Source organism: Streptomyces sp. NPDC048604 (assembly GCF_043199435.1).
GTDB lineage: Bacteria > Actinomycetota > Actinomycetes > Streptomycetales > Streptomycetaceae > Streptomyces.
The window spans coordinates 1-14,391 of record NZ_JBICVX010000006.1; the positions used below are offsets into that span (position 1 = coordinate 1).

At 73.8% G+C, this 14,391-nt stretch carries 12 protein-coding genes and 1 pseudogene; 7 read left to right on the top strand and 6 right to left on the bottom strand.

The annotated features are described in order from the left end of the window. The 4 genes and pseudogenes from ACGFMM_RS14085 to ACGFMM_RS14100 all read left to right on the top strand — a co-directional run. Window positions 1-450, top strand: a pseudogene (locus tag ACGFMM_RS14085) (pyridine nucleotide-disulfide oxidoreductase); the annotation flags it as partial. A 60-nt stretch (window positions 451-510) separates the two neighbouring features. After that, the gene (locus ACGFMM_RS14090; RefSeq protein ID WP_393646329.1) at window positions 511-1,731 is read left to right on the top strand and encodes a T4 RnlA family RNA ligase; all 1,221 of its coding nucleotides are present in this window, start codon (window positions 511-513) and stop codon (window positions 1,729-1,731) included. A 3-nt stretch (window positions 1,732-1,734) separates the two neighbouring features. Further along, the gene (locus ACGFMM_RS14095; protein ID WP_393646331.1) at window positions 1,735-2,652 is read left to right on the top strand and encodes an AAA family ATPase; all 918 of its coding nucleotides are present in this window, start codon (window positions 1,735-1,737) and stop codon (window positions 2,650-2,652) included. Window positions 2,653-2,699: 47 nt separating this feature from the next. Continuing rightward, a complete protein-coding gene (locus tag ACGFMM_RS14100; protein ID WP_393646333.1) occupies window positions 2,700-3,569 on the top strand; it encodes a hypothetical protein in 870 nt (289 codons plus the stop codon). A 2-nt stretch (window positions 3,570-3,571) separates the two neighbouring features. Here the strand turns inward: ACGFMM_RS14100 and ACGFMM_RS14105 are convergent, their stop codons facing one another. Continuing rightward, the gene (locus tag ACGFMM_RS14105) at window positions 3,572-4,180 is read right to left on the bottom strand and encodes a TetR/AcrR family transcriptional regulator (RefSeq protein ID WP_393646335.1); all 609 of its coding nucleotides are present in this window, start codon (window positions 4,178-4,180) and stop codon (window positions 3,572-3,574) included. A 177-nt stretch (window positions 4,181-4,357) separates the two neighbouring features. Between ACGFMM_RS14105 and ACGFMM_RS14110 the strand changes: the two genes are divergently transcribed. Continuing rightward, on the top strand, window positions 4,358-5,761 hold the full coding sequence (locus ACGFMM_RS14110; protein ID WP_393646337.1) for a purine-cytosine permease family protein: 1,404 nt from the start codon (window positions 4,358-4,360) through the stop codon (window positions 5,759-5,761). Between the two features lie 30 nt (window positions 5,762-5,791). Beyond that, window positions 5,792-7,441, top strand: coding sequence for an amidohydrolase (locus ACGFMM_RS14115; RefSeq protein WP_393646339.1), 1,650 nt, complete (start codon window positions 5,792-5,794; stop codon window positions 7,439-7,441). Between the two features lie 87 nt (window positions 7,442-7,528). Here ACGFMM_RS14115 and ACGFMM_RS14120 read toward each other — a convergent pair whose 3' ends face one another. The 3 genes from ACGFMM_RS14120 to ACGFMM_RS14130 all read right to left on the bottom strand — a co-directional run bounded on the left by ACGFMM_RS14120 (window position 7,529) and on the right by ACGFMM_RS14130 (window position 9,750). Further along, window positions 7,529-7,873 (bottom strand): tetratricopeptide repeat protein, encoded by a 345-nt coding sequence (locus ACGFMM_RS14120; RefSeq protein WP_393646341.1) that lies wholly within the window; start codon window positions 7,871-7,873, stop codon window positions 7,529-7,531. Window positions 7,874-7,978: 105 nt separating this feature from the next. Next, window positions 7,979-9,142 carry an N-acetylmuramoyl-L-alanine amidase gene (locus tag ACGFMM_RS14125; protein ID WP_393646343.1) on the bottom strand — a complete coding sequence of 388 codons (1,164 nt, stop codon included), beginning with the start codon at window positions 9,140-9,142 and terminating at the stop codon, window positions 7,979-7,981. Next, window positions 9,142-9,750, bottom strand: a complete 609-nt coding sequence (locus ACGFMM_RS14130; protein WP_393646345.1) for a hypothetical protein — start codon at window positions 9,748-9,750, stop codon at window positions 9,142-9,144. Before ACGFMM_RS14130 ends, ACGFMM_RS14125 begins: the two co-directional genes overlap by 1 nt. A gap of 247 nt (window positions 9,751-9,997) precedes the next feature. Between ACGFMM_RS14130 and ACGFMM_RS14135 the strand changes: the two genes are divergently transcribed. Continuing rightward, complete coding sequence (locus tag ACGFMM_RS14135) at window positions 9,998-10,423, top strand: hypothetical protein (RefSeq protein WP_393646347.1); 426 nt, start codon at window positions 9,998-10,000, stop codon at window positions 10,421-10,423. Between the two features lie 88 nt (window positions 10,424-10,511). On the opposite strand, the gene ACGFMM_RS14140 is transcribed toward ACGFMM_RS14135, so the two are convergent. Further along, window positions 10,512-11,477, bottom strand: a complete 966-nt coding sequence (locus ACGFMM_RS14140; RefSeq protein ID WP_393646349.1) for a pirin family protein — start codon at window positions 11,475-11,477, stop codon at window positions 10,512-10,514. A gap of 90 nt (window positions 11,478-11,567) precedes the next feature. Next, window positions 11,568-14,216, bottom strand: coding sequence for an FAD/NAD(P)-binding protein (locus ACGFMM_RS14145; protein ID WP_393646937.1), 2,649 nt, complete (start codon window positions 14,214-14,216; stop codon window positions 11,568-11,570). Between the last annotated feature and the right edge of the window lie 175 nt (window positions 14,217-14,391).

Here is a 14,391-nt window from a genome sequence, read left to right on the forward strand (position 1 = left end):
GCCATCGCCGCGCGGGCCGCCGCGGTCCCCCTCCTGGAGACCGACCGCTGGGGTGCGCACGCCGCCACCGCCGACCACGCGGCCCTCCCGCAGGTGGTGTTCACCGACCCCGAGGTCGGCGCGGTCGGCCTGACGCTCGCCGAGGCCGAGCGCGCCGGCCACCGGGTGCGCGCCGTGGACCAGGACCTCACCTCCGTCGCCGGCGCCGGGCTCTACGTCCACGGCTACCGCGGCCACGCCCGCCTGGTCGTCGACCTCGACCGCCGGGTCCTGCTCGGCGCGACCTTCGTCGGCCCCGGCATCGGCGAACTGCTGCACTCCGCCACGATCGCCGTGGCCGGCGAGGTCCCCCTCGACCGCCTCTGGCACGCCGTCCCGGCGTATCCGACGCTGAGCGAGATCTGGCTGCGGCTCCTGGAGGCGTACCGCGCCCAGGAGACCGGGGCGTAATTCGGTGTCGGACGGTCCCTCCCGCACACGACAATGAGTGATCACCGAACGGGAGGGACCATGAGCCAGGAGACCCTGACTCTGCAGGAGCTGCTGCCGAGCGAGGACCTCGCGGCCGCGATCGACGCCGGCCACGTCACGCGCAAATCGCACCCCGAACTGCCGCTTTCCATCTACACGTACACGCGAGCCGCGCAGTACGAACGTGCCTGGACGACGGTCACGACGCGCTGCCGCGGACTGGTGGCCGACGACGAGACCGGGCGGATCGTCGCGCACTGCCTCCCGAAGTTCTTCAACGTCGGCGAGCACACCACCGGGCAGCCCTACGCGCCCGCGCTGCCGGTCGAGCCGTTCGAGGTGTACGACAAGGTGGACGGCAGCCTCGCCGTCGTCTTCCACTACGCGGACCGCTGGCGGATCGCGTCCAAGGGGTCGTTCATCAGCACCCAGGCGACCTGGGCGCAGCGCTGGCTCGACGCGAAGGACACCTCCGCGCTGGTGCCGGGCGTGACCTACCTGGCCGAGATCCTGTACCCGCAGAACCGGATCGTCGTCGACTACGGCGACCGCCGTGACCTCGTGCTGCTCGCGGCGTTCCGGGCGGACGGGACGGAGGTCCCGCTGGCCGAGGCGGCGCCGCGGTGGGAGGGGATCGGCTCGGTCGTCACCGTCTGGCCCGCGATGTCGCTGGACGAGCTGACCAAGCTGACCGAGACGAACACCCTGCCCGGCGGCGGGGCCGCGACCGGCACGGACGCCGAGGGCTTCGTACTGCGGTTCGCCTCCGGCGTCCGGGCGAAGGCCAAGATCGCCGAGTACGTGCGGCTGCACAAGGTCCTCACCGGCGTCACCGAGCGGGACATCTGGCGCAGCCACGGCGTCGAGCGCTTCGCCGGCACCGCCGCGAAGCGGCTGGCGCAGGGCCTCGGGCTGTCCGTCGCCGAGCTGGGCGGGCTGCACGCGCAGGGCGGCCGGCCGCTGGAGGCGCTGCTGCAGCAGGTGCCCGACGAGTTCGACGCCTGGGTGCGCGGGGTCGTCGCCCGGCTGGAGGACGAGGCCGCCGCGTACGAGCGCGCCATCGACGAGGCGTACGCCTCCGTCGCCCATCTCGCCGCGGACCGCGGTGCGTTCGCCCGCGCCGTCAAGTCGCTGCCGGTCGGCTCCGGCATCCGGTCGGCGCTGTTCCTGCGGCTGGACGGCAAGTCGACGGACCTGATGGTCTGGAAGCAGGTACGCCCCGAGGCGTCCGACCCCTTCGCCACCGACGAGGAGAACTGATCCGTGCCTTCCGTACACGTCATGACGGGACTGCCCGCCTCCGGCAAGACCACCGCCGCGAGGAGGCTGCAGGCCGAGTCCGAGGGCCGGATGCGCCGTGTCAACCTCGACGATCTGCGTGCGATGTTCGACGTCCCGGCGCCCGAGCGCGGCCGCTCGCACGCCCATGAGCAGACCGTGCTCGCCGTCCAGGATGCCGCGGTCCGCGAGGCCGTCGCCGGCGGCTTCGACGTCGTCGTCGACAACACCCACCTCACGCCGCACATACCGAAGCGGCTGAAGGCGGCCGTCACCGGCCTGGACGTGACGTTCGTGGTGCACGACTTCACCGAGGTGCCGGTGGAGGAGTGCGTCCGCCGGGACGCGGTGCGCGAGCGGCCGGTCGGCGAGGAGATCATCCGCATCCTCGCCGACAAGCACACCAAGGCCCGCAAGGGCGGCTGGCGGCTCACCGCCGAGTGGCTGGGCGACCGGCCCGGCGTCGAGACGTACGTCCACGACCCCGCGCTGCCCTCGGCGGTGCTGTGCGACATCGACGGCACGCTCGCGCTGCGCGGCGACCGCGGCCCGTACGACTTCACCCGCTGCGACACCGATCTGCTCAACCCGCCGGTGCGGCAGGCCCTGTTGGCGTTCCGGAAGGCGGAGAACGACACCATCGTGCTGCTGTCCGGACGCAGCGAGGACCACCGCGAGATCACCGAGCAGTGGCTGAAGCGGCACGACGTGCCGTACGACGAGCTGTGGATGCGCGCCTCGGGCGACACCCGCAGCGACGACATCGTCAAGGCCGAGCTGTTCGACGCGAACGTCCGCCGCCGGTACGCCGTCCGGGTCTCCCTGGACGACCGCGACCGTGTGGTGGCGGTGTGGCGACGGATGGGTCTGCCGACCTGGCAGGTCAACTACGGCAATTTCTAGGGGGGTTCCGGAGACCTGAGGGGGGCCGAGCCGAGCTGGGAGCGCACATGGACCGGGACGCGCCTCACCCCCGTCAGAACCGGACGAACGACTACCCCGCGCCGTGCGCGGCCTGCGGCGAGGTCGTCGCGGCCGGCGCCGGGGTGCTGGTCGGGCTGCGGCCGAAGGGCTGGGCGGTGTACCACCCGGAGCATGTGCGCGAGCCCGGTCCGCCGCCCCGGCACGACCATCCCGGCTGGCACCGGCGCGGGCTGACCGCCTTCGACCTCGCCGCCACCGGTCACCGGCACTCCGTCGACCGGATCCTCGCGGTGTCAGTGCGTCGCGCCGACGGCACGGCCCGGGACTGGCTGGTCGACCCGGGCCCGGGCCCGCTGGCCGTCGACCCGGGCAAGCGGCACGGGATCACCGTGGAGCGGGCCCGCGCCGAGGGCGTCCCCGCCGCGCCGGCGCTCGACGAGCTGGCGGAGCTGCTCGCCGGGTCGCTCGCGGCGGGGGAGCCGCTGGTGGTCTGGTACGCGCCGTACGTGCTGACGATGCTGGAGGCCGAGCTGGCCCGGCACGGGCTGCGCCCGCTCGGCGCTCGGGTGCCGTACGGCCTCGCCCCGGTGTGCGATCCGCTGGTCCTGGACCGCCACGCCGATCCGTACCGCTCGGGCGGCCGCGCCCTGGAGACGGTCACGGCCTGGTACGGCGTGCCGCACGAGCGCCCCGGCGACGCCGCCTCCGACGCCGCGGCGACGCTGGCCCTCGCGCAGAGCCTGGGCGCCCGCTATCCGGCGCTGGCCCGGCTGTCCCCGCCGGCGCTGCACAACGAGCAGATCATCTGGAACGCCGCCGCCCACGGCCGCCACGAGCCGGAGCCCTGGCCGGTCGCGCCCGTCGAGCCACTTCCCTGGCAGGCGCACGGGACCTGAGGCTACGAGCGGCCGATCAGCCGCTCCGCCGCCGCCCGGGCGACATCGAGGGCCGGCCTCGGGTCCGGGCCGGGGGCGCCCTGGCCGAGGACCACGCGGGTGCTCAGCCCGTCGAGCAGCGCGAGGAGTTCCGAGGCGCGGGCCGGGACGTCCAGGTCCGGGAAGCGGCCCTGGGCGACGCCCTTGGCGAGCAGGGCCTCCAGGTCCTGGTGCCAGGCCAGGTCCATCTCCTCCTGGGCCGTCCGCAGGGCCTCGTTGGCCGGGGTGCGGGCCCACAGCTCGATCCAGAGCATCCAGCGCGGATCGCGCGGGCCGCGCGGCAGGTAGAGCTCGAGGAAGCGGTCGAGCTTCCGCTCCGCGGTGATCCGGCGGCCGAGCAGGGCCTGCCGTTCCTCGGTCAGCGCGGCCTCGCTCCAGCGCAGGGCGGCGAGCAGCAGCAGGTCCTTGGAGCCGAAGTAGTACAGGATGTGGCCGCCGCTGGTGCCGAGGCGTTCCGCCAGCGCCGACATGGTGAGCGCGGCCAGACCGTTCTCGGCGATGGCCGCCATGGCCTCCTCGAGCATGCGCTCCTGCGCGATGTGCCCGTCCCGCCGTCGTGCTGCCCCTGCCACTGTCCCCGCCTCGTGCGCTCGAAGGGTCGTCCGGGCACGACCCTAACCGCAACCTACCGGGGTCTTGACGCGGTCCGGCCTTGTCGCACATCTTGAATGCTGTTCTAAAAGTTAGAACGCCATTCAAGATCCCTTCACGATCCGGTCGGGTGCCGGATCCGAGGAACGGAGCCCGGTGTGATCGAAGAGCGGACCGTCGAGACCGCAGGTCGGGACGAGGTGTTCCAGGTCGAGGCGCACGGCATCGACCCCATCCCCGACGACGAGAGGCACGGCAGTGCCAAGGACGTCTTCTGGCTCTGGTTCGGCTCGAACCTGACCTTCACCTATGTGATCAACGGCGCTCTCGCCGTCGCCTTCGGGCTCTCCTTCTGGCAGGCCACGGCCGTCGTGGTGATCGGCGGACTGTCCTTCTTCGCGATCAGCGCCGCCGGCCTGAGCGGCATCCGCACCGGCACCGCGACCCTGGTCGTCTCCCGCGCCGCCTTCGGCGTCCGCGGGAACTGGCCCGCCGGACTGCTCAACTGGATCGTCAGCATCGGCTACACCATCGTCAACACGGTCGTCGGCACCCTCGCCCTGGAGGCCTTCTTCGCCGACCTCGGCTGGTCCGGCGGCCCCGTCCCGCGCGCCCTCGCCCTCGCCGTGACCCTCGCGCTCACCTTCGCCGTCGCCCTGTGGGGCCACGCCACCGTCCAGTTCGCCGAACGCTGGATGGCGTACGTGCTCGCCGTCGGCTTCGCCGCGCTGCTGGTCTTCCTGCTGCCCGGCGCGGACACCGGCGCCCCGGCCGCCGCGCCCGGCGTCTCCGGCTGGAGCCTCGCCTTCGTCGTGATGCTCGCGGGCCCGTTCTCGTACCTGCCGATGCCCGCCGACTACACCCGCTACCTGCCCCGCACCACCACCCTGCGCTCCGTCACCTGGAGCGGGGCGCTCGGCGGCCTCCTCTCCTCGGTCGCCCTCGGCGTCGCCGGCGTCGCCGCCGCCACGCAGACCGACATGACCGACGCGGTCGCGGGCGCCGAGAAGCTGCTGCCGGGCTGGTTCCAGCCGCTGTTCCTGGCCCTCGTGCTCGGCGGCTCGGTCACCAACTCGATCATCACCCTCTACTCCTCCAGCCTGAACCTCCAGGTCCTCGGCATTCCGTGGAGCCGCGCCAAGGCCATCGTGATCAGCGCCGCGGTCACCGCCGCCGGCTCGCTCGGCGCGCTGTTCCTCACCGACTTCACCGCCTCGCTGCTCTCCTTCCTCTCCCTCCTGATCATCGTCTTCGCCCCGTGGGGCGGCGTCTTCCTCGCCGACATGCTGCTGCGGCGCTGCCGGTACGACGCCGAGGCGCTGCACACCGGCGCGGGCGGCGGCTACTGGTACCGCGCCGGCTACCACCCCGCCGGCCTGGCGGCGCTGCTCGCCGGAATGCTCTTCGCCGCCCTCACCTGCGACTCCGAGCTGTGGACCGGCCCGCTCGTCGCCCCGCTCGGCGGCGCGGACCTCACCCTGCTCGGCGCCCCGGTCGCCGCGCTCGTGTACGTGCTGCTGGCCCGCGGCCGGACCGCAGCGCCCGCCCCGGCCGCTCTGTAACACCCCGCACTCGCACAGGAGTTCACCCTCATGCCCCGCCCCAATCCGCCCGCGGACCTCGTCCTCACCCACGCCCGGATCCACACCGTCGACCCCGACTTGCCCGAGGCCGAGGCGCTCGCCGTCCGCGACGGGCGGATCGTCTGGCTCGGCGCGGCCGCCGACGCGGCCGCCTGGACCGGCCCCGACACCGAGGTCCTCGACGCGGGCGGCCGGCTCGTCCTGCCCGGCTTCGTCGACGCCCACAACCACGTCCGGCTCGGCTCCGACGACGCCTGCGTCCAGCTCGCCGGCGCCCGCAGCCTCGACGAGATCCACGCCCGCATCCGCACCTGGCACGCCGCCCACCCCGACGCCCCCTGGGTCGAGGCCGAGGCCTTCGACTACTCGGCCCTCGGCGGCCGGATGCCCACCGCCGCCGACCTCGACCCGGTGACCGGCGACGTCCCCGCGATCGTGCTCAGCTACGACGTGCACACCGCCTGGCTGAACACCGCGGCACTGCGCCGCTGCGGCATCACGCGGGACCGCACCAGTGTTGCCTTCGGCGAGGCCGAGACCGACCCCGAGACCGGTGAACCCACCGGATTCGTCCGGGACTTCGCGGTCAAGGGCCTGTCCCGCGACGGTCACCGCGCGCTGCACGAACTCGGCGTGCCGTGGGCCTCGCCGGACCGTCAGTACGGGCGGCTCGCCCGCAGCCTCGACGACGCGATCGGCTACGGCATCACCACCGTCGTCGAACCGCAGAACTCCCTCGACGACCTCGCCCTCTTCGAGCGGGCCCGCGCCGAGGGCCGGCTGCGCTCCCGGATCGTCGCCGCCCTCTTCCACCCGCGCGGCACGAGCGCCGCCGAACTCGACGCGTTCGCCGCCGCGGCCTTGGAGTACGCCGACGACCGGCTGCGCGTCGGCCCGCTGAAGCTGTACATCGACGACGTCGTCGAGCCGCGCACGGCCGCGCTCCTGGAGCCGTACGCGGGCTGCGGCCACCACCGCGGCGAGACGTTCTACCCCGCCGAGGAGTTCGCGGAGCTGCTCGCCGGACTCGACGCCCGGGGCTTCCAGTGCTTCGTGCACGCCACCGGCGACCGCGGCATCCGCACCGTGCTCGACGCCGTCGCGCACGCCCGCACGGTCAACGGCCCGCGCGACGCCCGGCACCAGGTCGTCCACGTCGAATGCCTCGACCCCGACGACACCCCCCGCTTCGCCGAACTCGGCGTCGTCGCCTGTATGCAGCCCCGGCACGCCGCACCGGAGATCGCCGGACCCGGCCAGGACTGGGCCGAGAACGTCGGCCCCGAGCGCTGGCACAAGGCCTGGCCGCTGCGCAGCCTGCACGCCGCGGGTGCGACGCTCGCCTTCTCCAGCGACTGGAACGTCGCCGAGATGGACCCGATGATCGGCGTCTACTCCGCCGTCACACGGTGCCCGCTCGGCGGCGGCGAGCCGTGGACCGAGGCGGAGGCGGTGGACGTCGAGACCGCCGTCGAGGCGTACACGATGGGCTCGGCGTACGCCAACTTCCTGGAGGACGAACGTGGTTCGCTCACCGTGGGCAAACTGGCGGACTTCGTGGTGCTGTCCCGGGACATCCTGCGGATACCGGCCGAGGACATCGTCGGCACCGTCGCGCAGACGGTGGTCGTCGGAGGGGAGATCGTGCACCGGGCCTGACGCCCGTCGATCCCCGGGCCCGTCGCACACCGCACGGGCAACGGCCGCCGGCCCGCGAAGGGCCGGCGGCCGCCGGAGCCGTCCTGGTCAGTCGGTGAACTCGCCAGCCATCGCCGCCGCCAGCCGCAGGTGCGGCGCGGCCTCGCCGGCCCGGCCCTGGCGCTCCAGGGTGCGGCCCAGCATCAGCAGGGCGTACTGCTCCACCGGGTCGCGGTCCAGGATCGCCCGCAGCTCGGTCTCCGCCCGGCCCAGCTGGGCCGAGTGGTAGTACGCACGGGCCAGCAGCAGCCGCTGCGCCGTCTGCTCCGGCGCCTCGTCCACCAGGCCGCGCAGGATCCGCGCCGCCGTGAGGTACTCCTTGGCCTCGAAGAACAGCTGCGCCCGGTCCCAGCGCTCGGCGGCCGTCCCGAACTCGTAGTAGGTGTCGCTCACCGGCGCTCCCCTTCTTCGTGTCGTCGTGGGCGCCGGGCCCTCTCGGCCCGGCACCCCGCTCAACACGACGGAGCGACGGAACATTCCACCGCCGCGGAGGCGGCCCTACTGCACGGCGAGCGTGCGGATCGTGGGCAGGTCCGCGTACAGGTTGTTGCCCGGGCACTCGGTCGGGAAGCCGTCGCGGTGGCCGGATATCCGGTTCATCGCGACCTGCTGGCCGGCCGTGTACTTGCCGTTCGACGCGGCGGCCGTCATGACCACCGTCGACGTCGGGTCGTAGCCGTACAGCCCCAGCTTCCAGGCGGCGACCGCGGCGAGGGACGCGCGCACCTCGGGCGTGCTCGTCGCGTCGTTGTAGTTGCCGAGCACGGCGACGCCGGTGGTGTCCGTGTTGAAGCCGTACGTCTGCGCGCCGATCACCGGCTTGTCGATGCCGCCGGCCCGGCCCTCGTAGACCGTGCCGCACTTGTCGACGAGGAACTGGTAGCCGATGTCGTTCCAGCCCTGGCTCTGCACGTGGTACAGGAAGATCCCGTTGACGACCGAGGCGGACTCCTCGCAGGCGTAGGTGTTGGTGCCCGCCGTGTGGTGGACGAACACCACCTTCGTCTCCTTGGAGTACGTGGCCGGGTCCTTGACCAGGGTCTCGTCCGCGCCCCAGGCGGAGCGCGGCAGGATCGCCGGCTGCGGGGCGGGCGTCACGGTCTTGGCCTCCGCGGTCACCGTTGCCGCTGTCGCCGTCCTGGCCTCGGCTGCCGTCGCCGTGGCCGTCGGGGCCACCAGCTCGATCCGCAGCCCGTCCGGCAGCGCCGACGCCTTGCCGGACGCGCCGCGGACCCGCGCCTGCACGCCGTCGGCCGGGCCGGTCCACAGCGGCTGGGTGCCCGCCCGCACGCCGGCGGCGGTGCTGTCCCGGCCGGTCTCCGGGGTGCGGACGTCGGAGTCCAGGTCCCGCCACGCGGACCAGCCGCCGGAGGCGCGGTCGCGGACGCGGACCTGCGCGGTGCCGCCGAGCTGCGCCCGGGCGTCGGTCCAGGTGAGGCCGACCATGCTGAACGGCGCGGTCCGGCGGGCGGACAGCTCCCGCACGGCGCGGTCGGAGTCCGGGAGGACGATGCTGTGCACCGAGCCGCGGCCGGAGGCGGCCGGACGGGCCTGCTCCGCGGACGACGCCGGAGCGGCCGAGCCGAGCGTGCCGGCCAGGACCGCGGCCGTCAGGGCGGCGGTCGGAGCGGCCAGGGGGATACGACGCGCGGGGAACGCCATCAGTGTTCGCCTCCAGGAGTGGTGCCCGCGCCTTCCGGAGCGGTGAGTTCGCTGCTGCATGTGGCGCGGCCGAACGCGCCGGTGGCCGAGGAGAGCTGGACGTGCTTGCCGCCGACGGCGAGCTTGCAGCTGGCCTGGCCGCCCTTGGCGCCGAGGGTGATGCTCACGATCGGCTGCTTGCCGAGCGGCACCCGGACGGTCTTCTTCCAGGGCAGGCTCGCGCCCTGGGCGACATCGGCCCGGCCGGCCTCGGCCGCCTTCCCCTCGCCGAGGTAGGTGATGTCGGCCGTACCGGTGCCGAGCACCTCGTACGTCACGGCGGCGGTGGGCACGGCGCGCTTCTCCGGCTCGTCGCCGGAGTCGAGCAGGCCGTAGCCCACGAGTCCGCCGGTGACGAGGAGCAGCGCGCCGGCGATGGCGGCCACGGCGCGCCGGTCGGAGCGCCGCTCCGCCTTCTCGGAGTCGACCGTCTCGGCGTCGACCGTCTCGGTGTCGACCGTCTCGGCGTCGTCCGTCCCGGGAGCGGCCGCGCCGGCCGCGGACGCGTCGGTCGTCGTCTCCCCGTCGTGCGGGGACCCTTCGCTGTCGGTGGTCTCACTCGTAGGCATCGTCAGGCTTTCGTGTTCGGCGTGCATTTCCCCGGCACGAATGCACCGGGGAGGTAAATCCGCCCGGTTCTACACCAGCGGATCAACGCCTCGCAACAGGCCGGAGAAAAGGGACGATTCACCGGCACGAAAACCGACTGCCCGAATTGTCTACAGGGTTGACGGCCCATGGGAACTCTGATTAGAAATCCGCCCCGGTAGGCAGGAATGGCGGCGCGGCATGCGCCCGGTAATGGGGAGTACTCAGATGACCTTGCGCGCACGACTCGTTCAGCTCTTCGCCGTGCTCACCCTCGCGGTGGGCTCCCTCGTCGCGCTGCCCGCGCAGCCCGCCGCCGCGGCCAACGGCTGCAACGGCAGCGTGATCGCCTGGAACGAATGGCGCGACTCCGCCGGCCGCCTGGCGGCCAAGACGTACTACTACGACGAGGGCGCCAACACCTGCGTCAACCTGGTCGCCCAGGGGATCTACTACGGCCAGAGCAAGTACATGGCCATCAAGCTCTGTGACAGCTACAACACGGGCTGCGTCACCGACTCCGGCACGTTCCTGTACTACGCCGGCCCGGTCCGCCGTCCGGCCGACGTGTGCATGTGGGCCGTCTCCACGATGAAGAACTCCGCCGGCACCACCATCGTGAACAAGAGCACCTACGTTCCGCCGTGCAACTGACGCATTGAGAATGCGTCAGAACGGATAGTTCTCGCCGTCGTCGCCCCGCACTTATCCACCGAGCAGGGCGGCGACGGCTTTTCGTCGCTCAGCGCACGCGGCCGCGTGGCTTCAGTGGGACCGGCGGGAGTTCGGGGGCGGTGAGCGGGGCGCCGTCGTAGCCCTTGACCTCGCCGAAGCGGGTGCCGCCCTGCCAGTCGCGGCGGGCCTGCTCGATCTCCTCCTGGCTGCGGCCGATGAAGTTCCACCACATGACCAGCTCCTCGTCGAACGGCTCGCCGCCGAGCAGCATCAGACCGGCGTCCGAGACCGCGTGCAGGGGGAGTTCGGTGCGGCCGCAGCCGAGGTAGAGCATCGAGCCGGGGAGCACCGGGACGCCGTCGACGCGGGCCTCGCCGGACATCGCGAGGACCGCGTACTCGAAGTCCGGCTCCACAGGCAGCGCGGTCTGGGTCCCCCCGGCCAGCGCCAGGTCCGCGCCGACGATCGGGCTGTACGTGGTGCCGGGGGAGCGGGCGCCGTCCAGCTCGCCCAGGATCACGGTGGCCGTCACGCCGGGGGCGGTGGCCGTGGGCAGCGCGGCGTGGTGCTGGAAGTGCGGCTCGACGTGCCGGTGGGCGTCCGGCAGCGCCACCCAGAGCTGTGCGCCGTGCAGGAGGCGGGCGTGGTCGCGCGGGCTCTCCTCCGAGTGGGAGATCGCCCGGCCCGAGGTCATCAGGCCCAGCTCGCGCGGTCGGATCGTCTGCAGGCTGCCGGTGCTGTCGCGGTGCAGCACCTCGCCCTCGTGCAGCCAGCTGACGGTCTGCAGGCCCATGTGCGGATGGGGCGGGACCTGCATGCCGGGCTCGTCCGCGATGTCGTCCGGACCGTAGTGGTCGACGAACGCCCACGCGCCGACCATGCGCCGGCCCAGATTGGGCAGCAGCCGGCGCACCTCGGTCGACTCGCCGAGCTTGACGTGACGCGGGCTGAGGAGTTCCCGCACGGGTTCGGCGACGACGAAACCGCGTCCGCCGCAGACACTGGGCGTGGGCTGACGGTCAAGGTTGCTCATGGCCACAACCTAGTCCGCCGGGACCCGGGGCCGGGCGTTTTCACCGGGTGAAACACACCCCGGGTCGAGCCCGTCCGGCCCCGCCGGAATTCATGAGGGGGTGGGCAGGGCGGCCAGGCGGCGGGTGTCCAGGGGGGAGTCGCGGCGGTCCAGGCGGGTCTGGAGGAGGTGCCGGGCCGCGTCGCTCTGACCCGACTCGACCAGGGCGTACAGCAGGGTCTCCTCGACCACCTCGCGCTGCGCCGCGCTGCCGCCGACCCGGCGCAGCGTGGGAAGCAGCCCGCGCAGGCCCCCCACCGCCTCCGGCCAGCGCTCCTCGAGGACGGCCTCCAGGGCCGCGCACAGCGGGGCGACCACCTCGCGCTGGACCTCGTCCGCGCCCGCCGCGTGCCGGCCCAGCCGGCGCAGGGCCGCCAGGTCACCGGCCGCGGTCAGCGCGACCGCGCTGTGCAGCGCCGTGAACGCCGTGGCCGGGCGCTCGACGAGCTCCGCGGCGACGGTGTCGAGGACGTGGTCGACCGGCATCCGTCCCGACCAGTTACGGCACATCCGCGCCCGCCACAGCAGCGAGCCCGAGTCCACAAGCGCCCGCACCCCGTTGACCCGCCGCGGCGCGAGCTGGGCGAACCAGCGCCGGCGCACGGCCTCCGGGTCGTCCAGGGCGAGTTCGTGCAGCGCCACGTGCCAGGAGAAGTGTGCCCGGTGCACCGCCCCGCGGCCGTGCCCGGAGATCCAGCCGTCCAGCCAGTCGCGCCCCGCGTGATGGTCGCCGGACTCGTAGTGGACGTGCGCCAGGGCGTGCACCGCGTGCCCGGAGGCGGGTTCGGCCGCCAGCGCCTCGCGGGCCAGGACGCCGGCCTCGTCGATCCGGCCCTCCTCCTGGAGCAGGAAGGCCCGCAGCGAGGTGTGGAACCAGTGCCCCTCGTACGCGGACGCGGTCCGCTCCACCAGCCGCTGCGCGAGACGGTCGTCGAGGTCGCCGACGCCGGAGAACGCGATCGTCGGCACCGCCGTGCTCAGCGCCAGCGCGTCGCCCGGGTGGCGGTCCAGGTGGTCCACGAGCGCTCGGTCGCCGTCGTCCGCGGCGATCCGCCGGCCGACGACCTCGACGAAGGACCGCTCCCGTTCGTCGCCGCGTTCCTTCGCGGCCCGCCGCGCGTCGGCCAGCGCCCGGGGCACGTCGACGTCCGCCCCGCACTCGTGCCCGAGCAGCGCCAGCGCCGCGTGCCCGAGCGCGAAGCCGGGGTCCAGCTCGACGGCCCGCGCGAACGACTCCGCCGCCTTGGCCCGTACCGTCACCACCCGGGCGAGCCCGGAACGGTACGCGGCGGCGGCCGCCGCGTGCGTGGTCAGCGGCAGCCCGAACTGGTCGGTGGGCCGACGGCGGGCCGGCCGCACCCGGGCGGCGGCCGGGGCGAGCACCGCCTCGGCGACCTCCCGGGCCTGGGCGCGGATCTCCGGGATCGCGGTGGTCTCCCACAGCTCGCCGCGCCGGGGCGCGCCGAGCGTGAACAGCGGGCGGAGGGAGGTCCCCGCGGCGTCCGTCAGCCGCCCGCCGTCCGTGGCCACGCCGATGCCCAGCGGGCCGGGGACCGCGAGCCCGTCGGCGAGCAGCCCGGCCCACAGCGGGTCGCCGCCGGCGCGCAGTCCGGGGCCGGTGCAGTCGACCACCCGGCCGACGTGCAGCTCCCCGCCGTCGGCGAGGGACACGGCGAGCCGGCCGTCGTCCAGCGGCCGGACGCCCGCGACGCGGCCGGCGTGCAGCCGCAGCCGGTGCGCGGCCCGGATCCGGGCGATGGCCTCGGCGGTCGTCGGCGCCATCCGGTGCCGGTGGACGTTCCAGCGGGTGGCGTCGCGGCCCAGGAACTCGGTGCGCTCGTCGTCGTTCAGGCCCTCCCACAGCGCCGCGATGTGCGGCCGCAGCCCGTCCATCGCGGGCCGCCAGTCGCCGTGTTCGCGCAGCGAGGCGACCAGGTGACGGTGGATCACGGACCGCAGCCGGGCGAGCGGCAGCCCGGCCAGTCCTTCCGGCACCGGGACCGGCGGCAGCGGGGCGACGGCGTGCGGCCGGGGGAGCAGTCCGCTGCGGGAGAGGGCGTGCACGGTACGGCCGGGCCGGTCCAGGACGAGCGCCAGGTCGACGGCGGTGAGCCCGGCACCGACCAGCAGCACGTCGTCCGTGTCGGCGACGGCGTCGAGCGCGCCGGGCGCCCAGGGGCGGGCGACGAACCGGTCCGAGGCGCGCAGTTCCTGCGGGGCCCAGGAGGACGGGCCGGCCGCCGGGCCGGTCGCCAGGACCACGCTGTCGGCGGCCAGTTCCGTCCCGTCGGCGAGGTTCAGCAGGAAGCCGTTCCCGTCGGCCGCGCACCGGGTCGCGGTGGTGCGCAGCCGGCGCACCGAGACGACGCCGTGCGCCGTGATGATCGCCCGGCCCAACGTGTCGGCGAGGTACGAGCCGAAGCGGTAGCGGGCCGCGAAGTCTGCGGCGGTGACGGCCGATTCGCCGTGCCGGCAGAGCCAGCGCTGAAAATGGCCGGGATCGTCCGGGTAGCAACTCATACCGCCCACCGGCACGTTGAGCCGGTGCTCCGGAGCCTCCGTGGCGTACGCGACCCCGCGCCCCGCCTCGGGCGCGGGGTCGATCAGCACCAGCTCCAGCGGGGTCCGCCGCCGCGCGGCGGTCTCGCAGAGCTGGACGGCGACCAGCGCTCCGGCCGCGCCCGCGCCGACCACGGCCACGACGGGGCGGTCGGTCACGGCGGGCGCAGAAGCCTCGGGAACCACGGGAACCACCTGAACCTCCGGAATCGGGGCGGGACGACGCGCATACAGGGAAGTTCACTATCTCGATAAACAATATGAAGAGACAAGGCCGCCGCACCGCTTCCGCCATTTCCCGCCACTCGTGAGACAT

What these genes read in the sequence shown, in the direction of transcription:
- ACGFMM_RS14140 (WP_393646349.1), bottom strand. Translation starts at nt 11,477, where the DNA reads ATGAGCAACCTTGACCGTCAGCCCACGCCCAGTGTCTGCGGCGGACGC.
- ACGFMM_RS14135 (WP_393646347.1), top strand. Translation starts at nt 9,998, where the DNA reads ATGACCTTGCGCGCACGACTCGTTCAGCTCTTCGCCGTGCTCACCCTC.
- ACGFMM_RS14115 (WP_393646339.1), top strand. Translation starts at nt 5,792, where the DNA reads ATGCCCCGCCCCAATCCGCCCGCGGACCTCGTCCTCACCCACGCCCGG.
- ACGFMM_RS14090 (WP_393646329.1), top strand. Translation starts at nt 511, where the DNA reads ATGAGCCAGGAGACCCTGACTCTGCAGGAGCTGCTGCCGAGCGAGGAC.
- ACGFMM_RS14125 (WP_393646343.1), bottom strand. Translation starts at nt 9,142, where the DNA reads ATGGCGTTCCCCGCGCGTCGTATCCCCCTGGCCGCTCCGACCGCCGCC.
- ACGFMM_RS14130 (WP_393646345.1), bottom strand. Translation starts at nt 9,750, where the DNA reads ATGCCTACGAGTGAGACCACCGACAGCGAAGGGTCCCCGCACGACGGG.
- ACGFMM_RS14100 (WP_393646333.1), top strand. Translation starts at nt 2,700, where the DNA reads ATGGACCGGGACGCGCCTCACCCCCGTCAGAACCGGACGAACGACTAC.